Origin of the sequence: Moorena sp. SIOASIH, assembly GCF_010671925.1 — a bacterium.
In the GTDB taxonomy this organism is placed as follows: Bacteria; Cyanobacteriota; Cyanobacteriia; order Cyanobacteriales; family Coleofasciculaceae; genus Moorena.
The window spans coordinates 1060882-1082125 of record NZ_JAAHIH010000005.1 but is presented as its reverse complement, the minus strand read 5'-3'; the positions used below and the strand labels follow the sequence as shown (position 1 = coordinate 1082125).

Annotated in this window: 18 protein-coding genes; 11 read left to right on the top strand and 7 right to left on the bottom strand. The window is 44.2% G+C overall.

The genetic code is table 11. From position 1 onward, the window contains the following. Positions 1-59: 59 nt before the first annotated feature. The 8 genes from F6J90_RS32050 (at position 60) to F6J90_RS32015 (ending at position 11040) form a co-directional block, all read left to right on the top strand. Positions 60-269, top strand: coding sequence for a hypothetical protein (locus F6J90_RS32050; RefSeq protein ID WP_293103174.1), 210 nt, complete (start codon positions 60-62; stop codon positions 267-269). A gap of 1558 nt (positions 270-1827) precedes the next feature. Then, complete coding sequence (ltrA, locus tag F6J90_RS32045; RefSeq protein WP_293103172.1) at positions 1828-3504, top strand: group II intron reverse transcriptase/maturase; 1677 nt, start codon at positions 1828-1830, stop codon at positions 3502-3504. Between the two features lie 260 nt (positions 3505-3764). Then, on the top strand, positions 3765-5270 hold the full coding sequence (locus tag F6J90_RS32040; RefSeq protein WP_293103169.1) for a reverse transcriptase domain-containing protein: 1506 nt from the start codon (positions 3765-3767) through the stop codon (positions 5268-5270). A gap of 642 nt (positions 5271-5912) precedes the next feature. Further along, positions 5913-7598, top strand: coding sequence for a group II intron reverse transcriptase/maturase (ltrA, locus tag F6J90_RS32035; protein ID WP_293097495.1), 1686 nt, complete (start codon positions 5913-5915; stop codon positions 7596-7598). Positions 7599-8096: 498 nt separating this feature from the next. Beyond that, the gene (locus tag F6J90_RS32030) at positions 8097-9005 is read left to right on the top strand and encodes a reverse transcriptase domain-containing protein (protein WP_366513930.1); all 909 of its coding nucleotides are present in this window, start codon (positions 8097-8099) and stop codon (positions 9003-9005) included. Positions 9006-9104: 99 nt separating this feature from the next. Continuing rightward, a complete protein-coding gene (locus F6J90_RS32025) occupies positions 9105-9707 on the top strand; it encodes a group II intron maturase-specific domain-containing protein (RefSeq protein WP_366513942.1) in 603 nt (200 codons plus the stop codon). Positions 9708-10001: 294 nt separating this feature from the next. After that, entirely contained in the window at positions 10002-10472 is a 471-nt protein-coding gene (locus F6J90_RS32020) for a hypothetical protein (RefSeq protein WP_293103166.1), read from the top strand. A gap of 247 nt (positions 10473-10719) precedes the next feature. Then, positions 10720-11040 carry a hypothetical protein gene (locus F6J90_RS32015; RefSeq protein WP_293103163.1) on the top strand — a complete coding sequence of 107 codons (321 nt, stop codon included), beginning with the start codon at positions 10720-10722 and terminating at the stop codon, positions 11038-11040. Between the two features lie 240 nt (positions 11041-11280). Here F6J90_RS32015 and F6J90_RS32010 read toward each other — a convergent pair whose 3' ends face one another. Beyond that, the gene (locus F6J90_RS32010; RefSeq protein WP_293103160.1) at positions 11281-11403 is read right to left on the bottom strand and encodes a hypothetical protein; all 123 of its coding nucleotides are present in this window, start codon (positions 11401-11403) and stop codon (positions 11281-11283) included. Between the two features lie 133 nt (positions 11404-11536). Between F6J90_RS32010 and F6J90_RS32005 the strand changes: the two genes are divergently transcribed. The 3 genes from F6J90_RS32005 to F6J90_RS31995 all read left to right on the top strand — a co-directional run bounded on the left by F6J90_RS32005 (position 11537) and on the right by F6J90_RS31995 (position 15943). Beyond that, positions 11537-12001: a hypothetical protein gene (locus F6J90_RS32005; protein ID WP_293103157.1), complete on the top strand. Its 465-nt coding sequence runs from the start codon at positions 11537-11539 to the stop codon at positions 11999-12001. 135 nt (positions 12002-12136) lie between these two features. After that, a complete protein-coding gene (locus F6J90_RS32000; RefSeq protein ID WP_293103154.1) occupies positions 12137-13390 on the top strand; it encodes a hypothetical protein in 1254 nt (417 codons plus the stop codon). A 42-nt stretch (positions 13391-13432) separates the two neighbouring features. After that, entirely contained in the window at positions 13433-15943 is a 2511-nt protein-coding gene (locus F6J90_RS31995; RefSeq protein ID WP_293103152.1) for a WD40 repeat domain-containing protein, read from the top strand. 141 nt (positions 15944-16084) lie between these two features. On the opposite strand, the gene F6J90_RS31990 is transcribed toward F6J90_RS31995, so the two are convergent. From F6J90_RS31990 to ald, 6 genes are all read right to left on the bottom strand, one after another. Next, on the bottom strand, positions 16085-16216 hold the full coding sequence (locus F6J90_RS31990) for a hypothetical protein (RefSeq protein WP_293103149.1): 132 nt from the start codon (positions 16214-16216) through the stop codon (positions 16085-16087). 681 nt (positions 16217-16897) lie between these two features. Beyond that, a complete protein-coding gene (locus tag F6J90_RS31985; protein ID WP_293103147.1) occupies positions 16898-17851 on the bottom strand; it encodes an asparaginase in 954 nt (317 codons plus the stop codon). Positions 17852-17896: 45 nt separating this feature from the next. Beyond that, positions 17897-18403: a CGLD27 family protein gene (locus tag F6J90_RS31980; protein WP_293103144.1), complete on the bottom strand. Its 507-nt coding sequence runs from the start codon at positions 18401-18403 to the stop codon at positions 17897-17899. A gap of 25 nt (positions 18404-18428) precedes the next feature. Further along, positions 18429-18836, bottom strand: coding sequence for a ribosome silencing factor (rsfS, locus tag F6J90_RS31975; RefSeq protein ID WP_070392641.1), 408 nt, complete (start codon positions 18834-18836; stop codon positions 18429-18431). Positions 18837-19004: 168 nt separating this feature from the next. Further along, positions 19005-19616 carry a bis(5'-nucleosyl)-tetraphosphatase (symmetrical) YqeK gene (gene yqeK / locus F6J90_RS31970; protein WP_293103309.1) on the bottom strand — a complete coding sequence of 204 codons (612 nt, stop codon included), beginning with the start codon at positions 19614-19616 and terminating at the stop codon, positions 19005-19007. A 394-nt stretch (positions 19617-20010) separates the two neighbouring features. After that, positions 20011-21102, bottom strand: a complete 1092-nt coding sequence (gene ald, locus F6J90_RS31965) for an alanine dehydrogenase (protein ID WP_293103141.1) — start codon at positions 21100-21102, stop codon at positions 20011-20013. Positions 21103-21244 lie beyond the last annotated feature (142 nt).

Here is a 21244-nt window from a genome sequence, read left to right as displayed (position 1 = left end):
TTAATGGTCGTAAAGTCGTTTTTTCCATGTCTTGATGCAGTCGCTCATGGGGAGGGGCTGTGTGCGGAACACCGCGACGCACCGCTGTTTGCCCCGTGGAAACCACGGCAGTTGCTCATGGCGCATGGGTCTGCGTGCGGAACCTGCTTCCCCACCGCTGTTTGCCCCGTGGAGACCCCCAAGACCGCACTGCCTCCCCTGTTCCGAAGCTGCATCCCTACAAAGGATTTATCTCAAAATTATACGGACGTTGTACAAAAAGAGTGTAAGGTTCGATGGAAGGTTGAGGAGTTTCACCGGGAATTAAAACAATTGACTGGTATTGAATCATGCCAATGTCGTAAGGGTCCTATTCAAAGAAACCATATTGCTTGCGCTATTTTAGTTTGGCTCAGACTCAAAAATTTGGCTTATAAAAGTGGTCAAACAATTGATAAAATTAAGCATGGGCTCTTTTCCAATTACTTAATTAACCAACTAAAACGTCCCGACATTACTATGTCTATAGTTTAGTTATTAGACCCTCGTCGTGGTCTAGACCCACCATTAATTGTGCCCGTTGCGTAAGTCCTATAATAGAAGCTTTCCTTTTGTGCGGCTTGTTCTAAGTAGGAGCCTCTAGAAACTAGAGGGGTATGACTTAGGTAACTCGCGGGGACAACCCCAAAAGTTATAACTGTCCAACGGATGGTGGTGAAAATCCACCCCTTTAAGAGATAAGTGACTCCCTATCTTGGCCACACCGAGCAGGCGACATCCTAGTAGAGTGAAGCTGGCACCAGGGCGGAATCAGACACGATTCAGATGCGTGAGTGCGGCTCGTTCCTAGGAGGAACCTCCTGAAACAGGAGGGGTATAACTAGGGGGAATCGCGGGAAACATCCCGAATTTCTAACTATCTGTCGGATGGTGGTGAAAATCCACCCCTTGAAGAGACAAGTGACTCCCTACCTGGCCACACCGAGCAGGCGACATCCTAGCAGAGTGACGCTGGCAACAGGGCGGAATCAGAGGTAAATCAAATGTACCACACTGCCGCTAACGGGGAGGTGACATGGGTAACAGTAGCAAAAGTCCTGAAAAAGTGTCTTATCTGAAAGCCGTAATTTGACCAGTACATACGAGACTTCATCCTCTCATTCTCACAACGTTCTTCACGCGATAGTTGTAATCTCTGAGAAGAGGATAGGCAAAGTGGACTGCCCTAAATCACCAAAACAATCTAACAGATGGAGTGCGATTCGTTAGCTATAAACCTTGGCCAACAAGGCTTTGGGAGGATTAGCTGCTTGGTTTAGAAAACCATGACAACTTGATAACCATGATGGTGGAAATCCATCCCTCGTGAAATCCGTGTGACAACCTTACCCTGATTTATAGAATTAGCAAACCTATAAATTAAATTCGCAGAGGGTCAAACGGACAAAACACCCTTTAACCTGAACGGTGTTTAGTCTAGGTAAAGAACTCATGGGTACGAGAGAAAGGTACGTTTGAATCATCGTTATTAGAATGTAGCGAAATAAAAAGGTTGAACGACGCTACGGACAAAAAGTCAACGGAGAACATAGGTTATAAGGTTTCCGTCCCTTATAAAGATTTCCCTCTCTCCCGATGAATAGTGCCACCCTAAAAGTTCAAAGAATGGTTATCAGGAACGAAGTAACCCTTATATGTACTCTCAGTAAGGTCGATTACTGAGTAGGTAGCTAGCCGCAAGTCATACGAGGGCAAGATTGGGTCAGAAGCTAATGCCTAGGGTAATGCCTAGGATACGCTGACAGACACACGTTATCGGAAAAGATATGGTTGTAAGTAACAATTGATATGTCCAAAACTCGGGGGTTCGCCCCACAGTCGGAATGGAACAAGGTTAACTGGCGAAAGCTAGAACAAATCTTGTTTAAGTTGCAAAAACGAATATATCAAGCCTCACAACGTGGTAACGTCCGCGTGGTAAGAAAGCTACAAAGACTCCTGATCAAGTCCTGGACTGCCAAAATGATTGCGGTTCGCCGGGTCACCCAGGAAAACAAAGGCAAAAAGACTGCCGGAATAGACGGGGTCAAAGCCCTGACAGGGAAAAAACGCCTCGCCTTAGTAGCCAGCCTTGAGGTCTATCGAAAAGCCCAACCCACACGCAGAGTGTGGATACCAAAGCCAGGTAGGGAGGAAAAAAGACCACTGGGAATCCCAACGATGTACGACCGTGCATTACAGGCACTTGCCAAAATGGCCTTAGAACCAGAATGGGAAGCAAAATTTGAACCAAATACATATGGGTTCAGACCAGGACGCTCATGTCATGACGCCATCGGAGCAATATTTACAGCCATCTGTAAAAAACCTAAATGGGTTTTAGATGCTGATATAGCCAAATGTTTCGACAAAATCAATCATGATGCACTTCTAAAAAAACTAAATACTTATCCATCCATGAGACGTTTAATTAAGTCCTGGCTAAAAGCCGGTGTGATGGATAACGGAACATTCTCATCTACAGATGAGGGCACTCCCCAGGGTGGAGTCATCTCTCCATTACTGGCAAATATTGCTCTCCACGGCATGGAATCGGCCATATGGAACTTCGCTAATTCCGTATGGAAGAAGAAAGGACATTACAAAAGAGGATTGACATTAATCAGATATGCCGATGACTTTGTAATCCTACACCAAGACCATAAAGTGGTAGAAGAATGTCTTGAAGTAATCAACAAGTGGCTGCAAGACATGGGTCTGGAATTAAAACCAAGTAAAACTAAGATTACCCACACTTTTGAAGGATTCAACTTTCTTGGATTCAATATACGTCAATATGAAGTAGGTAAACACCATTCGAAACAAGGTTTTAAAACCATTATCAAACCATCCAAGGAAAGTATCCAAAAACATTATGGGCAGCTTTCAAATGTCATAAATCGATATAAAGCTGCCCCACAGGAAGCGTTAATACGCCAACTTAAACCCATTATACGCGGATGGTTTCTTTACTACAAAACAGTCTGTAGTAAAGAAACCTTCAGCAAATTAGGGAATCTGTTATGGAATAAACTCCAAAGATGGGGATACAGGAGACATCCGAAGAAATCAAAAACTTGGGTGAACAAGAAATATTGGGGAACCGTTGGAAAGGATAACTGGACGTTCAAAAAAGGAGAAAGCTATCTCCCAAAACATGCCAATACAAAAATAGTAAGGCACAAAAAAGTACAGGACACCAGAAGCCCCTACGATGGAGACTTAATCTATTGGAGCACCAGAATGCAGAAACATCCTGAGATGACCAGCTCAATTGGGAAACTTTTGAAACGGCAAGAAGGGAAATGTGCTCATTGTGGTCTCACCTTCAGGGATGGAGATTTAACGGAAAAGCATCACATAAAACCACGGGCACTAGGTGGAAAGGACAATGATGAAAATCTTGAACTACTACATCTTCACTGCCACGATGCCAAACATGGAAAAAAAATTAACTTATCCGAGTTAGATGACAATCCATTCTAGAGGTACCAATGACAATGGTTCCTATAATGAGGAGCCGTATGATGTGAAAGTATCACGTACGGTTCTGAAGACGAGTCGGTGAGGCGACTCACCGGCTTAGTTTAATACGAGTAAAAACGGCAGCATTAATGAGTCCAAGGAAAGGTCGAACCCTTGGTAAGTTATGTCAAACTTAATCCTCACTGCCGGGTAGGATGCAGCCGAATAACTGGCTGCGGGTATTCAGAGTATGCGAGTTAATGGAGAGCACAGTTAGACACATGGTAAAACATAGTGAACTTTGGAAAAGCCAACAGTGGAAGAAACTCCGCCAGAATCTTTTCCGCCTACAAAAACGAGTATATAAAGCGGTTCGAGCTGGGGACTTAAAGAAAGCACGGTCATTACAGAAACTGATACTGAAATCCCGTTCAGCACAACTTTTGGCAGTCCGACAAGTGACACAGCTCAATAAGGGCAAGAAAACGGCTGGAGTTGACGGAAAGTCAAGCCTCAACTACAGAGAACGGATGGAACTGGTAGAAACATTGAACGACTACGCCCATGACTGGAAGCATAGCCGACTTCGTGAAATCCCAATCCCTAAAAAGAACGGGAAAGTAAGAATGTTAAAGATACCTACCATAGCCGACCGAGCATGGCAATGTCTAATAAAGCTAGCCCTTGAACCAGCCCATGAGGCCACGTTCAGCGGAGATAGTTACGGGTTCAGAACGGGCAGGTGCGCCCAAGACGTCCAAAAACGCCTGTTCTTGCATTTGGCATCAAAGCACAATGGAATTAACAAGCGCGTCATAGAACTAGACATTAAGAAATGCTTCGACCGAATCAACCACAGCTCCATAATGGAAAGGCTTATAGCACCAGCAAAAATTAAAACGGGGATATACAGATGCTTAAAAGCAGGGGTATCCGTTCAGTTTCCTGACCAGGGCACCCCTCAAGGGGGAGTGGTGAGTCCTTTACTTGCAAATGTGGCATTAAACGGAATAGAAAACATTCACCCAAGTCTACGATATGCAGACGACATGGTGTTTATCCTAAAACCAAAAGACGATGCTGATAAAATTCTTAATAAAGTCAAGGCATTCTTGGCAGAAAGAGGAATGGAAATCAGTGAAGAAAAGACCAAGCTAACTAAAACGACAGACGGGTTTGACTTCCTGGGGTGGAGATTCCGCGTCAGAAAAGACGAAAAATTATCATGCATTCCCTCAGAGGAAAATCATAGGAATATACGTAAGAAGATTAAAACCGTAGTCAACCACTCGAATTATGGTGCTGAAGTAAAAGCTAAGAAACTAGCCCCTATCGTTCGCGGATGGCGTAACTACCACAGCAGCTGCGACATGAGCAGTTCCAGGGATAAACTATGGTTCATGAACCACACCGCCCACCGAAAGTTCCGAAAGGAAAAGAAAGTAAGTCGGTATAGAGCTTCTGAACTATGTAAAAAGGCATTCCCAAAGGTAGGATATAAACAAAATCAACACGTAAACGTAAAGGGGACTAAGTCACCTTACGACGGTGACCTAGTCTACTGGAGCCAAAGGAATTCACGCCTTTACTCCGATGCTACATCTGAAGCATTGAAAAAGCAAAACCATTCCTGTGGACACTGTAGATTGAAGTTCTTGGAAGGCGAATCTGTACACCTTCATCATGTAGATGGAAACCACGACAATTGGTCGGAAAAGAACCTTCTAGCAGTTCATCAGAGCTGCCATCAACAGATACATTGGAGCAAGCCGAAAGGCCGGTCATAGACCGAGTTTACCCAGGAGCCGTGTGAGGCGAAAGTTTCATGCACGGTTCTGAAGCGGAGGGTGCGATTCGTTAGCTAGAAACCTTTACCCTACAAGGGTTTTGGGGGATTAGCTGCTTGGTTCAATGAACCCTGACAACTTGATAACCATGGTGGTGAAAAACCATCCCTCATGAAATCCGAGTGACAGCCCTACCCTGATTCATAGGAACTAACAAACCTATGGGTTAATGCAAGGGTCGAATATTGGAACACCCTTAACCTGACCGGTGTCAACAATAGGCAAAGAACTCATGGGTACGAGAGAAAGGTACGTTTGAATCATCGTCACAGAAATGTAGCGAAAAAAGGTTTGACACGCTACGGAGAAAAACTCAACGGAATTAGGATTACAAAGTTCCTCCCCTTTGTAATGGATTTCCCAAACAGTTCCCGGTGAAAAGTACCACCCTAAAAGTTCAAAGAATGGTTATCAGGAACGAAATAACTCTCATATGTACTCTCAGTAAGGTCGATTACTGAGTAGGTAGTTAGCCGCATGTCATATGAGGGCAAGATTGAGCTCATTTGCCAAAGCCTAGGGTAATGCCCAGGATATGCTGACGGACTCACGTTATAGGAAAAGATCTAGTTGTAAGTAGCAATGAAAATGTCTAAAACTCGGGGGTTCGCCCCACAGTCGGAATGGAAGAAAGTCAACTGGCGGAAGCTAGAAAAGACTGTCTTTAAGTTGCAAAAACGAATATATCAAGCCTCGAACCGTGGTGATGTCCGCGTGGTAAGAAAGTTGCAAAAGACTCTGATAAAGTCCTGGTCGGCCAAGATGATTGCGGTCAGACGGGTAACCCAGGAGAACAAAGGGAAGAAGACTGCTGGAGTAGATGGGGTCAAATCATTAACACCAAAACAACGGCTTACTTTAGTCTCCAACCTAAAAGTTTCTAAGAAAGCCCAACCAACCAGAAGGGTATGGATTCCTAAACCTGGACGGAAGGAAAAGCGACCATTGGGTATCCCAACCATGTATGACCGCGCTCTCCAGGCACTTGCCAAACAGGCATTAGAACCTGAATGGGAAGCAAAATTTGAACCCAACTCCTATGGGTTCAGACCAGGACGTTCATGTCATGATGCCATCGAAGCAATATTCAATAGCATCAAACAAAAGCCTAAATGGGTACTTGATGCTGACATAGCCAAATGCTTCGATAAAATCAATCACAATGCACTTCTAACTAAACTGAATACCTATCCATCCATGAGACGCTTAATAAAGTCCTGGCTAAAAGCCGGTGTGATGGATAGTGGGACATTCTCACCTACAGATGAGGGCACCCCTCAGGGTGGAGTTATCTCTCCACTTTTAGCGAATATAGCCCTCCACGGAATGGAACAGGCCATATGGGATTACGCAAATTCTGTAAAAGGCAAGAAAACCCACTATAAAAAGGGACTAGCTCTAATCAGATATGCCGACGATTTTGTCATCCTACACCAAGACCAAAAAGTGGTAGAAGAATGCCTTGAAGTCATCAATAATTGGCTACATGACATGGGTCTGGAATTAAAGCCTAGCAAAACCCAAATGACCTATACCTTTAACGGATTTGAATTCCTTGGATTTAATATCCGTCAGTACAAAGTAGGTAAAAACCACTCTAAACAAGGCTTTAAAACCATCATCAAACCATCTAAGGATGCAATTCTAGAACATTTCGAGCGGCTTTCAAAAGTCATCGACAGACATAAAGCCGCTCCTCAAGAGGCTTTAATCAAACACCTCAAACCTATTATACGCGGATGGTGCAACTACTACAGAGGAGTCTGTAGCAAAGAAACCTTCCAAGATTTAGGTTACATGCTCTGGAACAAACTCCAAAGATGGGGATATAGAAGACACCCAAAGAAAACCAAAACCTGGGTAAACAAGAAATATTGGGGAACCATCGGAGAGGATAATTGGATATTCATGGCAGATGAGGATAATTACCTCCCAAAACATGCCAAAACTGAAATAATAAGGCATAAAAAAATCCAAGATACCAGAAGTCCCTACGATGGAGACCTAATCTATTGGAGCACCAGAATGAGAGAACATCCTGAAATGCCAGCTCAATCGGGAAGGCTTTTGAGAAAGCAAAAAGGGAAATGCGCTCATTGTGGTCTTACCTTCAGACCTGGGGATTCAATGGAAATGCATCACATACTACCACGCGCACTGGGTGGAAATAACTTCGATGAAAATCTGGAATTACTACACCTAACCTGCCACGATGCCAAACACGGGAAAAAAGTCAACGCCTTAGAGTTAGATGAAAACCCGTTTTAGAGGTACCAGCGACAATGGTTCCTATGATGAGGAGCCGTATGATGCGAAAGTGTCACGTACGGTTTTGAAGACGAGTCAGTGGGGTGACTCACTGACTTAGTTTAATTGCCCCGGATAATACCGGGCATCGACCGTAACCACTGCCGCTAACGGGGAGATGACATGGGTAACAGTAGCAAAAGTCCTGAAAAAGTGTCTAAAAGCTAAGCCGCAATCTGACTAGTAAATGCGAGACTTGATTCCCGATTATTCTCACAACGTTCTATTAGGGACAGTTGTAATCTCCGAGAAGGGAATAGGCAAACTGGACTGCCCTAAATCATCATAACAATCCGATGGATGGAACAAGTAAAAACGGCAGCAATAATGAGTCTGTAGACCGGTCGAATCTACGGTAAGTTATGTCAAACCTAATCCTCACTGCCGGGTAGGATGCAGCCGAAAAACTGGCTGCGGGTATTCAGAATACACGAGTTCTAGGAGAGCACAGTTAGACGCATGGTAAAACATAGCGAACTTTGGAAAAAGCAACAGTGGAAGAAACTCCGCCAAAACTTATTCCGCCTACAAAAGCGCGTGTACAAAGCGGTTATAGCTGGTGACTTGAAGAAAGCCAGGTCATTACAAAAACTGATACTGAAATCCCGCTCAGCACAGCTTTTGGCAGTCCGACAAGTGACACAGCTAAATAAAGGGAAGAAAACGGCTGGAGTTGACGGAAAGTCAAGCCTCAACTACAGAGAACGGATCGAACTGGTGGAGACATTGAGCGACCATGCTTCTGACTGGAAACATAGCCGACTTCGTGAAATCCCAATCCCTAAAAAGAACGGGAAAGTAAGAGTGTTAAAGATACCAACCATAGCCGACCGAGCATGGCAATGTCTAATGAAGCTAGCCCTCGAACCAGCTCATGAAGCAACGTTCAGTGGAGACAGCTACGGATTCAGAACGGGTAGGTGCGCCCAAGATGTCCAAAAAAGGTTACAGATACATCTGAAATCGAACTCCAATGGTATCAACAAACGAATCATAGAGTTAGACATCAAAAAATGCTTCGACCGAATCAACCACAACTCCATAATGGAAAGACTAATAGCACCAGTAAAAATCAAAAACGGAATATTCAGATGCCTTAAAGCAGGAGTATCCGTAGAATTTCCAGACCAGGGTACACCCCAGGGCGGTGTGGTAAGTCCCTTACTAGCTAATGTGGCACTAAACGGAATAGAAGATATACACACAAGTTTGCGATACGCAGACGATATGGTGTTTATTCTAAAGCCAAAAGATAATGCTGAAAAAATTATCAACAAAGTCAATAAATTCTTGGCTGAAAGAGGAATGGAAATCAGTGAAGAAAAGACCAAGCTGACTAAAACGACAGACGGATTTGACTTCCTATGAAGTTACCGTAAGAAGAAAGAAGCCTTTACAGGGGACAGACTATGCAAAAAAGGGTTAAAAATTATTAATTAAGGCTTCTTTCTTCTAAGGTTTCGTCTCCTGGGGTGGAAATTCCGCGTCAGAAAAGACGGAAAGTTCTCGTGTACTCCCTCAGAGGAAAACCACCGGAACATCCGTAAGAAGATTAAAACCGTAGTCAACTGCTCGAATTATGGTGCCGAAGTAAAAGCCAAGAAACTAGCCCCTATCGTACGCGGATGGCGAAACTACCACAGCAGCTGCGATATGAGCAGCGCACGGGATAAACTATGGTTCATGAATCACACTGCCCACCGAAAGTTCCGAAAGGAAAAGAAAGTAAGTCGGTACAGAGCTTCCGAACTATGCAAAAAGGCATTCCCAAAGGTAGGATACAAACAAAATCAGCACGTGAACGTAAGGGGGACAAAGTCACCCTATGACGGTGACCTAGTCTACTGGAGCCAAAGGAACTCCCTCCTTTATTCCGATACTACCTCCGAAGCATTGAAAAGGCAAAACCATTCCTGTGGATACTGTGGATTGAAGTTCTTAGAAGACGAATCTGTACATCTTCATCATATAGATGGAAACCACGACAATTGGTCTAATAAGAACTTACTAGTAGTTCATCAAAGCTGCCACCAACAGATACATTGGAGCAAGCCGAAAGGCCGGTCATAGACCGAGTTTACCCAGGAGCCGTGTGAGACGAAAGTTTCATGCACGGTTCTGAATCGGAGGTGCTCCCCGTAATAGGGGACATCGACCGTAACGGATGTCCTTAAGCGGGCTGAATCTGGTCATTTGTTGGGTGTAGATAAAGCCTTGTTGCCGACCCTCCAAACGCTAGACAGCTTCGGGATTGATATTGTAAACTTGCAAGACAAGCCTGAACCTAGACTGTAAACTGCCCTGCGATCGCACCCCGTTATTGGTATACGATCACGATAAAAAAAAGAAAACAGTAGTAATAATATGCCGACAACAAAATCTAAGCAAAATTCCAGGACTCGTTACCAGATGAAGCGAGCAGCAGAGAAAGAACAACGAAAGCAAGAAAGAAAAGCTCAAAGAAGACAGAAAAAGGTGGATAAGTCTATAGCCTGTGTAGTTAACCAGTCCAAACTTCAAGGAACAAAGCTTTTCCCTATCTTACTTGAAAATGCCTTTTATGCTCTCGGGTATCGTAGTGAAATTAAGGCCAGAAAAGATTTGCTGAAGCTTGACCTGGAGGAAGGGAAAGACTACATCGTCAAGCAAGGTAAGCAGAAGGAATTCGTCCGCTTAACAGTTGATGGATTCCTTTGCTGGGCAGACGAAAATGGGAAGGGAGAACTCCACTTTCATTTGTTCCCGGAAGAAGATGAATACTTTTGGGATGATGATCTGTTTGAGCAAGAGGATCCATACCTCAACCTCTATATGAGGGGAATTCCTTGCGATTAATCCTGGCCTTGGTAGACCGGTTAGTTGATCGCGATCGCACTCTAACTGGAGTTTAGAGATAAAATAACTCAGTCTCCTTTTGAAGCTGAGATGTTAGTAACTGGAGTTTAGACTATGATAAAATAACTCAGTCTCCTTTTGAAGCTGAGATGTTAGTAAATTAATGCAAAATTATGTCTAATTATTCTTGTTTTTAGATTTTTTGTCGGTACTTTTGCCTTTTTTAACCACGGGATAACGAGTTCTTTTGTTTCTTTTTTTTCCTGGTTTCCATCCGGTCGATTTTCCACGAGGTTTGGGAGGTCGTGCGGGAGTTCCCATCTCTGTCTTGATGCAGTCGCTCATGGCGCATGGGTCTGTGTGCGGAACACCGCGACGCACCGCTGTTTGCCCCGTGGAAACCACGGCAGTTGCTCATGGCGCATGGGTCTGCGTGCGGAACCTGCTTCCCCACCGCTGTTTGCCCCGTGGAGACCCCCAAGACCGCACTGCCTCCCCTGTTCCGAAGCTGCATCCCTACAAAGGATTTATCTCAAAATTATACGGACGTTGTACAAAAAGAGTGTAAGGTTCGATGGAAGGTTGAGGAGTTTCACCGGGAATTAAAACAATTGACTGGTATTGAATCATGCCAATGTCGTAAGGGTCCTATTCAAAGAAACCATATTGCTTGCGCTATTTTAGTTTGGCTCAGACTCAAAAATTTGGCTTATAAAAGTGGTCAAACAATTGATAAAATTAAGCATGGGCTCTTTTCCAATTACTTAATTAACCAACTAAAACGTCCCGACATTACTATGTCTATAGTTTAGTTATTAGACCCTCGTCGTGGTCTAGACCCACCATTAATTGTGCCCGTTGCGTAAGTCCTATGGAATCGAGTACTAAATGCGATCGCATCCCAAAGGGTATACTCACCCAGTTCCATCACTGAGTCGAACGTAGCTAAGCCAATTCATGGAAATTTTTTTATTATATCAGAGTTAATCCGGATTAAAAATACGTTAGACTATAGCTATTCATTGTGCTCATAGTTAATATCCCCTACTTCTATTTAATCAGATATGGAACCTCTATCGCCTCTAGCTATTGTCACCCTAGCTTTTATCGGTCATGAAGCTGCAATAGCTACAGTAAGAAAGTCAACTGAGGCAGCCCTAGAAAAAGTTGTGAATCTACTGCGCCAGAAGATTATTGATAAGTTAAGTGGTAATCCCAAGGCAGAAAAAGCTTTACTAGCTGCTCAAGATGGTTCACAGCCTCATGTACAGGTTTTATCTAACTCTTTGCAAAAGGCGATGGCAGAAGATGATAAATTTGCTCAGGAGATTAAAGCATTAGCAAAAGAAATCCATAATTTGAACCAAGTAGAAGGGGAAAATTGGCAAGTATCTGGGGGTGAGGTGAATTACAACAAGGTATCTGGTGGTGAAGTCAATTACAACAAGGATAATAAAGCTCCTGTGTTTCAAGGTGGTAGTATTAATACGGTAAACTTTAACAACTACAATAATCCTCCTGAACATTAGCCGAATTCGCCTGGGGAGCAGGTTCACCAAATCCAAATTTTCAATTATTACCATTACCAAAAAGAGAGCAGCACTACTCCCAAAGACTTAGAGCAATCTACAGCAAGTGACAACCTGCCATGCCCTTATCAAGGCTTGTTTCACTTTAGTCCCAATGAAGCTGAGTATTTCTTTGGGCGTGATGTTTTTATAAAGGAACTGTTTCAAGGGACTCAAACCCGTAACTTTATTCCAGTATTGGGTGCATCAGGTAGTGGTAAATCCTCCGTAGTTCTAGCGGGATTAGTGCCGAAATTAGTAAAAGCAGGACATTGGCAATTTACCCATTTTCGTCCTGGAAAAGACCCATTTCTGGCTCTAGCTCAAGCCCTAGTTCCTCTATACAGATCTGACCTCGATTCTACTGACAAAATCATCCAAGCTCGTAAATTGGCTAGATCTTTTAGTGAGGATGAATTACCTTTATCTGATGTCTTTGCCACAATTCACCGGAATCATCCTAACCAGATAATTTTACTAATTGCTGATCAATTTGAAGAACTCTATACTCTTTGTAGGGATGAGCAAACCCGTCGTTTATTTCTCGATACCCTCTCCAACACATTTCAATCTAGTTCAGAACAATCTTCCTCATCAACGGTGTTAGTAACCACCATGCGGGCAGATTTTTTAGGGAATGTGTTGTCTTATCCTCCCTTAGCGAATGTCTGGCGCAAAGTTAATGTTCAAATTCGTTCCATGAATCCAGAGGAACTTAGAGAGGTAATTGAAAAGCCAGCCCAAAAAGTAGGAGTTAGTTTTGAAAGCGGACTGGTAGAACGCATTCTCGATGATGTCGATACAGAACCTGGAAATTTACCTCTGTTGGAATTTGCCCTAACTGAACTTTGGAAAAAACGCACCAGCAAACAATTAACCCACCAAGCTTATCAAGAAATCGGTGAAGTTTCTGGTGCATTAACCAGCTATGCTGATCGGGAATTTAGTAAACTTCAGCCAGAGGAACAAGAACGGGTAAGGCGAATATTTATCCAGTTAGTACGTCCCGGTGAAGGAACCGAAAATACTAGACGAGTAGCCACCAAAGCTGAATTAAAGGAGACAGACTGGAAATTAGTCAAAAAATTAGCAGATGCCCGGTTAGTGGTTACCAGTCGCACCCTTGTCACCAGTGCTAAAAATGCTGAACAAGAAACCGTGGAGGTAGTTCATGAGGCTTTAATTCGTAACTGGGGTCAACTGAAAGCATGGATGGAAACAGACCGAGAATTCCGTGCTTGGCAAGAAAGAATGCGAGCAAATATGGGTCAATGGCAGGAGATGAACCGGGATAAGGGACTGTTATTGCGGGGAGCTGCTTTAGTCCAGGCACAGGAAAAACTTAAATAACGTCGGGAGGAACTATCCCAAGCTGAACAAGAGTTTATTGGCTTGAGTCAGAAATACCAAAAACGTCAGCGTCAAAGTATTATAGGCTTAATAACCGCAGGATTTGTAGCCATCTCTGGGGTAGCAGCAGTGGCAGTTTGGCAATGGCGCGAGGCGCTTATCGGTAAAAACAATGCGAATCTTAAAGCTGAAATTGCAGGGTTAAAGTCTCGCTTAGTCTCAGGAGAGAAAAGTTTAGATGTTCAGTTGGGTGCAATTGAAGTAAATCAAAAATTGCAGCAAGCAAAGAAACCAACGATAGATATTTTGATTCAAGGTGTAAACTTGTTGCGGCAAAATGTTAATCAAATAAGAGAGATTAACCATTTGACTGGGCATCATCGTCCTATCTATGGTATCTTCTACAGACCCACTCTTCATAAAGTCACCTTCAGTCCCGATGGTAAATACCTTGCTATGGGTAGTTGGGACAAAACGGTGAAATTGTGGACGCTAGACGGGAATTTGGTGAAAACCTTGACTGGCCATCAGTCTTTTGTCTATCATCTCACCTTCAGTCCTGATGGTAAATACCTCGCTTCTGCTAGTGCTGACAAAACGGTGAAATTGTGGACGCTAGACGGGAATTTGGTGAAAACCTTGACTGGGCATCTGAGTGATGTCTATCATGTCATCTTCAGTCCCGATGGTAAATACCTCGCTTCTGCTAGTTGGGACAAAACGGTGAAATTGTGGACACGAGAGGGGAATTTGGTGAAAACCTTGACTGGGCATCTGAATGATGTCTATCATGTCACCTTCAGTCCTGATGGTAAATACCTCGCTTCTGCAAGTCGTGACAAAACGGTGAAATTGTGGACGCTAGACGGGAATTTGGTGAAAACCTTGACTGGCCATCAGAGTAGGGTAGTTCATAAGACCTTCAGTCCCCCAAATGTTAATGTCATCTTCAGTCCCCCAAATGTTAATGTCATCTTCAGTCCCGATGGTAAATACCTCGCTTCTGCTAATTCTGCTAGTGACAATACGGTGAAATTGTGGAAACTAGAGGGGGGATTAGTGGACACCTTGACTGGCCATCAGTCTTCTGTCCATCATGTTGTCTTCAGTCCTGATGGTAAATACCTCGCTTCTGCAAGTCGTGACAAAACTGTTAAATTGTGGACACTAGACGGGAATTTGGTAGACACCTTGACTGGCCATCAGGATTCTGTATCTCATGTTGCATTCAGTCGTGATGGTAAATACCTTGCTTCTGCAAGTGGTGACAAAACTGTTAAATTGTGGACACTAGACGGGAATTTAGTAGACACCTTGACTGGCCATCAGGATTCTGTCTATCAAGTTACCTTCAGTCCCAATGGAAAATATCTTGCTTCTGCAAGTCGTGACGAAACTATTAAATTGTGGATGGTAGACGGGAATTTGGTGGGCACTTTGACTGGGCATCATCAAAAAAATGTCTCTCAAGTCACATTCAGCCCGGATGGTAAATACCTCGCTTCTGCTAGTTCAGACAAAACTGTGAAATTGTGGACAGCAGAGGGTAAATTGATCGAGATGTGGACGGGAGAGTGGACATTGGGGGACAAGTTGTCTGGCAATAGGTGTAAGCTCAACCGTGTCACCTTCAAATATGTCACCTTCAGCTCTGACGGTAAATACCTTGCTTCTAATAATTATGACAAGACGGTGAAATTGTGGACACGAGAGGGGAAATTGGTGAACACCTTGACTGGCCATCACGATGTGGTTTGTCATGTTACCTTCAGTCCCGATGGTAAATACCTCGCTTCTGCTAGTTCGGACAAGACGGTGAAATTGTGGACACGAGAAGGAAAACTGCTAGAAACCTTGACTGGCCATCAGTCTTTTGTCCATCATGTTGCCTTCAGTCCCGATGGTAAATACCTCGCTTCTGCTAGTTCAGACAAAACTGTTAAATTATGGACACGAGAAGGGAAACTGCTAGAAACCTTGACTGGCCATCAGTCTTTTGTATATCATGTTGCCTTCAGTCCCGATGGTAAATACCTCGCTTCTACTAGTTCAGACAAAACTGTTAAATTATGGAAACGAGAAGGGAAACTGCTAGAAACCTTGACTAACCATCAGTCTTTTATCTATCATGTTGCCTTCAGCCCGGATGGTAAATACCTCGCTTTTGCTAGTTCGGACAATAAGGTGAAATTATGGAAACGAAAAGAGAAACTGGTAGAAACCTTGACTGGCCATCACTATTCTGTATATCATGTTACCTTCAGCCCGGATGGTAAATACCTCGCTTCTGCTAGTGCTGACAATACCGTGAAATTATGGACGCTAGACGGGAATTTAGTGGACACCTTAACTGGCCATGAGGGTCTGGTCTATCATGTCACCTTCAGTCCCGATGGTAAATACCTCGCTTCTGCTAGTGCTGACAATACCGTGAAATTGTGGAACTTTAACCGAGAGGAACTCCTCAAATACGCTTGCAATGGACTAGAAGATTACCTGAAAAATAATCCCAGTGCTAGCAATGAAGATCGTAAACTTTGTAGGATGGACTAAAACCCAATTTAAAACCCTAATGCTAGTGATAAAGATCTTTATATTTGTAGCGTGAAAGCTTCTGTAACAATTTTGATTTACAAGGGGATAAACGCGCAAGGCAAAAGGCAAAAGTTTACTATAATAGCTTTTCAGCTTGTATTAATGTCCTAACCTTAATGCGTAATGCTGTATAAATTTTTTCCCGACTCCCGACTCCCGATTCCCGACTCCCGATTCCCGATTCCCTAATATCACAAAACCCCGCAAAGACATAACCTTGCAGGGCTTCATAATATTCTATCAAGTGGCGGGAGGCGGATTTGAACCACCGACCTTCGGGTTATGCGTACCAACTACAACTTTCGTTGCCTGGATCTTCCAGTTTGTGGTCTGGACTGTCCCTTCACCCTCGCCTTAAACGTTAGGGTGCCTGCCTAACCAGTCTCTACACCTTCTCCTTTTGGGAGCTTGGCTCGGGATTACCTCGCTACAGGCTTCCCCGAATTTGACAGGTAAACACACGGAGATTTATCTTCGTGCCGCCCATGCTCAAGCTCGCTATTAAGCGTCTAGCTAACTTGATTGTTGAGCCCGACGAGCTACCAGGCTGCTCTATCCCGCGTCGTCTTTTTAACTATAACACCTAATTTCCAAAAGTGGCAAGGGGAAATTGAAAATTTCTCAAATTAATTGTAAGAGTGCTCTGGGAATAGGCTGTGGGGTGTGGGGTGTGGGGTGTGGGGTTTAGGGTGTAGGAAGTGGGGTGTAGGGTGTAGGGTTTGGAGTGATTGGAACTAAGGTAATAATTTCTGGATGTATGTGTATAGCTACTCCATACTCCCAGTGCCCGGGCTCCACACTCCCTGACAGGAAGGAGAATGATGGTTTTTAAGGACAATAATGGTACATGTTATCATATCCCACACCCCACACCCTACACCCTACCCCCCACACCCTACACCCTATTCCCAACTAAGGCATAGATAACTCACCAACTACTTCTAAACGCTTGTATTTACTGAGATTAATAAACATCGACTCCAAGGTATCTGCCACGGAAGGGGTAATCCAAGCCATTTGCTTAAGTAGGGCAATGGCTGCAGCATACTTAGGTGATTTGCCTCCATCGAGGACTTTAATGGCTAGACCCATATTCTGGCCAACGCGACCGATACATTGAACCCCTTGTGCTCCCGATTTACTGACCAGTTCTCCTTCGGATAATCGCATCAGTTCTGTATCAAATCCCCCATCCCCGGACACCATCTGGGGATGACTGATCATGGCGCGGACAATACGCTCCATGGCCAGATTATTACCAGAAGAGAGCAGAGCGTACAATAAAGCCATTTGCCGTAGCTGTAAAAAATAAGTCGGAGCGCCACAGTCGTCGTGAGCGAGAATTAACTCTTGCTCCGGCATCTGTAGCAGCTCCGCTACTTGGCTTAAGATTAACATTTGCACGGGATGATTATACTCCAAATAGCTCTTGAGTAGCCACTGCCTTTGTTGACAAACAGCCAACATTCCAGCATGTTTACCGGAACAGCAATGCTGCAGTGAACTTTCCTGGCCTGGGGGAATGGGACACTGTAGTGCTGATGGGTCAACATCACAGCGCCAAAGAATATTAAAGACCTGCCTTACCTGCTCCATCGTGCCGTGATGGGAACTACACATAATAGCCAAGTCTCGGTCGGTGAGATTGTAACGCTCAAGGGTACCTGTGGTAGTTACCGCTAAGGCTTGGAAAGGTTTGAGTGCAGAGCGAATGAATGTTGAGGTTTCTGGGTTACCCGCAACATATAACATCCGTCCCCGGTCATCACACACAACCGCTTGAGCTGAATGAACTGATTCGATAATGCCTTCCCGTAGTAAACGGACTTCTAAGGCTCGTGTTTTAGTACGTTTTCCCCTGGTCATGGATTAGACTTAAAGCTACCCTATAGCTTAGTTGGAGCAATCGAGCTAGGTGGCTGATAACAGACGCCAAATGATGTTGCCACCAATCACGACTATAATCAAAAATCCGAACGTCCAGTGTAAACGTCGCAGAATTGGTTGGAGTTCATAAGAAACAATTAAGCGATCGCGAGCCAAAATTTCTGGAGTTTTTGTCCAGGTTTGACCGTCATACCAGCCTGACTCCTCGTAGACTATGGTTTCTCTGATCAAGCGATCGCCTACATAGTACCAACCCAGGTATAACCGCAGCAAAGTTAAAATCAAGAAGATACTTGCTCCTGCTCCACCACAGAGCAGAAACTTGATTATAGCTTTTTGGGGTGGAAAACTCACGGCTGCTATCGGCCCTGAAATCAGCCAGCTCAACCCCCAAACCCACGCCAGCTTGATCACATAATTTGGTAGTTCCAGCCTTGCCCAGTTAAAAAACCAAGATTCCTTTAGTTCTTGGTATTCATTTATGGGTTGCTGCTCTTCTGGAACAGGACATACATAAACGGGAGATTTCATGATTATTTTTTTGTCATTGCTGCAATTAGGATGCCTGAAACTCAATCTGCTCCGCGTGGCCCCAGAATGCTTCGAGATTATAGAACTTCCGTTCTTCAGGCAGCAAGATATGGACAATCACGTCACCGTAATCTTGAAGTATCCAGATTCCCTCTGCTTTTCCTGCTGTTCGCACAGGTAAACGGTTCCATGCCTCTTCTACTTGCTGTTCAATCGACTGAGAGATTGCCCTGACCTGTACCCTAGAAAACCCGGTCACAATTACAAAGTAATCTGTGATGTACGATACCTCTGAGACCGACAGAATCACAATATCTGCACCCTTGCGGTCATCTGCTGCTTGAGCAACGGTTAGTGCTAACCCATAGCTAGCATCCTGGTGTTCGGTATCAGGGGTTACTAAGGTGGAGGGCTTATTATTTTGATCTCTCATTAAGCGTTTAATTCCTCGCTTTACAAAACAATCTGTTCTAATAGTAATTAAGTTTCCTTGTGGTTAATCACTTGCTGTACAATTCTTTTCATTTCTTTTCGTTGCTTCTTCATTTGACACTCACACTGCTGTTGACGAAACTTTCCTGAAAGCTAGGCACGGGGGACTTTAGGCATTTACACAATCTGTCTTACGGTCTCTTTTAGCTGTTGTCTTCCTGGACATCTGTTGCGCCCAGTTTCGAGTCAAGATCATACGTTGGTGAATGGGACGAGGACTCTCTAGCAGGAATTTTAAAGAGTAGTCACAGGCTAACCAAACAGTCTTGTATAGGTCTTGCTTGGAGATATTTCGTAAGGTTTGTAAATCCGGTGTCTCACCACGACCTGGCTCAATAGTATCAGCAATAAACACAACACAACTGAGGGGGGTCATACCCTCACGCCCTAAGGTATGGAGAGCGATCGCTTGCAATACTGCTTCATCTTTGACTCCAAATTGCTCTTGGGCAACAATAGCACTGACATCTGCATGCAATAAGTGAGGCGCGGCTTCACAGACTGGATCGACTTCTATGCCATTATCCCTAGCCATTTGCAACAAGCGCTCAGGCTTAAAGCATTTGGCTAGGTCGTGCAACAACCCTGCTTTAGCTGCCTGCTGAGCATTGAGATGATGAAGCTCAGCGAGTTCAACAGACATCTGTTCAACCCGCAATATATGCTGTAGCCGAGAAGACGGTACATTATCTGCTAACCAGGTCAACACCTGATCACGCATCACCTTAAAAAGCTCCTAATACATGTAATTGGTAACAGTCGCTAATTCTTTTTTTAATAAAAATTTCACAACTTTTTTTGAGCTAGCGGACACTAATCGATATGTCTATTAAAACATTTTCTCAAGACTTTAGCAAGAAAATGTTATGGCAAAGGGAGTCGGTAGTCAGGAGTCGGGAGTCGGGAGTCGGGAGTCGGGAACCTGACAACAAAAATTCTCACAATTCCTACAGGGATTGCTATATAGGTGTTTCTCACCTAATGAGGTACAGAGGATTTTTTCCCTGTTATCTGTTATCTGTTCCCAGATCCGCTGTTCCCTAAAACCCAATTTGTAGCTTACCTAATTGAAAATTGCTATAGTAATCATTTAGGATTGCTATAGCAAAAAAACCTTAGCCATCAGCTAAATCGGGAAACACTTCTCGGACTGCTGGATGAACCAACTGGTGATTCTCGACATTAACGCCCTTGGCTAAAGCGGGATTATTTTCCAGAGCGCTCAACCCCTGATTGGCCAGACTGAGTACGTAGGGGAAAGTACTATTGTTGAGAGCCACAGTTGATGTGCAGGGGACAGCTCCAGGCATATTAGGCACCCCATAGTGAACCACACCCTCCTCGATATAAATGGGATTGGTATGGGATGTGGGTCGTAATGTTTCAATACAGCCTCCCTGATCCACAGCAACATCCACAATCACTGAGCCAGTAACCATTTGTTTGACCAGAGAGCGCGGGACTAAAATGGGAGCACGACGACCAGGCACTAACACTGCCCCAATCAGGAGGTCAGCATCAGTAACAGCCGCTTCAATTTCTGCTGAATTGCTGTAGAGGAGTTCAACTCTTGAGCCAAAGATGGTTTCTAAATAAGCCAACCGTTGAACATTAATATCAAAAATCTGTACTCTCGCTCCCATCCCCACAGCTATTTTGGCGGCTTCTGTACCTACAACTCCGCCACCAAGAATTACCACCTTACCTGGTTTGACTCCGGGAATACCGCCTAACAGCACCCCTCTTCCCCCCTGCTGACGCTCCAGAAATCTGGCTCCAAATTGTACGGAAAGACGACCAGCAATAATGCTCATCGGGGTTAGCAGCGGTAGGGTGTGGTCTGGGAGTTCTACTGTTTCATATGCGATCGCAATCACCCCCGATTGCAGCAACTGCTCGGTTAAAGCACGGTCAGCGGCTAAGTGTAGATAAGTAAACAACAGCTGTCCTTTTTGAAGCAAGGGATACTCTGGCTCTAAGGGTTCTTTGACTTTGACTACTAGTTCCCGATTCCAAGCCTCAGCAGCGTCTAAGACAATTTTGGCTCCCTGACGCTGATAGTCCTGATCGGTAAAGCCAGCACCAGTGCCAGCATTAGTTTCAACGAAAACTGTATGACCCGCTTCTTGTAAAACCCTGACACTACTGGGGGTTAATCCCACACGAAACTCTTGATCTTTCGTTTCTTTGGGAACACCTATTTCCATGCTTTTACCTCTTTGGCTTACTGGTGCTGTATTTAAATATGATCTAAATGTTAAAATTAGTAAAGTTAACAAAACTCGCGGAATTCCCCACCCTCTTCCAGGGTGTTGAAGTTACCGTAAGGATAGGGTCGCCTTTATGGTT

Coding starts and splice junctions, on each gene's coding strand:
- ald (WP_293103141.1), bottom strand. CDS start 21,102: ATGGAAATAGGTGTTCCCAAAGAAACGAAAGATCAAGAGTTTCGTGTG.
- F6J90_RS32005 (WP_293103157.1), top strand. CDS start 11,537: ATGGAACCTCTATCGCCTCTAGCTATTGTCACCCTAGCTTTTATCGGT.
- ltrA (WP_293103172.1), top strand. CDS start 1,828: ATGTCCAAAACTCGGGGGTTCGCCCCACAGTCGGAATGGAACAAGGTT.
- ltrA (WP_293097495.1), top strand. CDS start 5,913: ATGAAAATGTCTAAAACTCGGGGGTTCGCCCCACAGTCGGAATGGAAG.
- F6J90_RS31990 (WP_293103149.1), bottom strand. CDS start 16,216: ATGAAGCCCTGCAAGGTTATGTCTTTGCGGGGTTTTGTGATATTAGGG.
- F6J90_RS32020 (WP_293103166.1), top strand. CDS start 10,002: ATGCCGACAACAAAATCTAAGCAAAATTCCAGGACTCGTTACCAGATG.
- F6J90_RS31980 (WP_293103144.1), bottom strand. CDS start 18,403: ATGAAATCTCCCGTTTATGTATGTCCTGTTCCAGAAGAGCAGCAACCC.
- F6J90_RS31985 (WP_293103147.1), bottom strand. CDS start 17,851: ATGACCAGGGGAAAACGTACTAAAACACGAGCCTTAGAAGTCCGTTTA.
- F6J90_RS32030 (WP_366513930.1), top strand. CDS start 8,097: ATGGTAAAACATAGCGAACTTTGGAAAAAGCAACAGTGGAAGAAACTC.
- yqeK (WP_293103309.1), bottom strand. CDS start 19,616: ATGCGTGATCAGGTGTTGACCTGGTTAGCAGATAATGTACCGTCTTCT.
- rsfS (WP_070392641.1), bottom strand. CDS start 18,836: ATGAGAGATCAAAATAATAAGCCCTCCACCTTAGTAACCCCTGATACC.
- F6J90_RS32040 (WP_293103169.1), top strand. CDS start 3,765: ATGGTAAAACATAGTGAACTTTGGAAAAGCCAACAGTGGAAGAAACTC.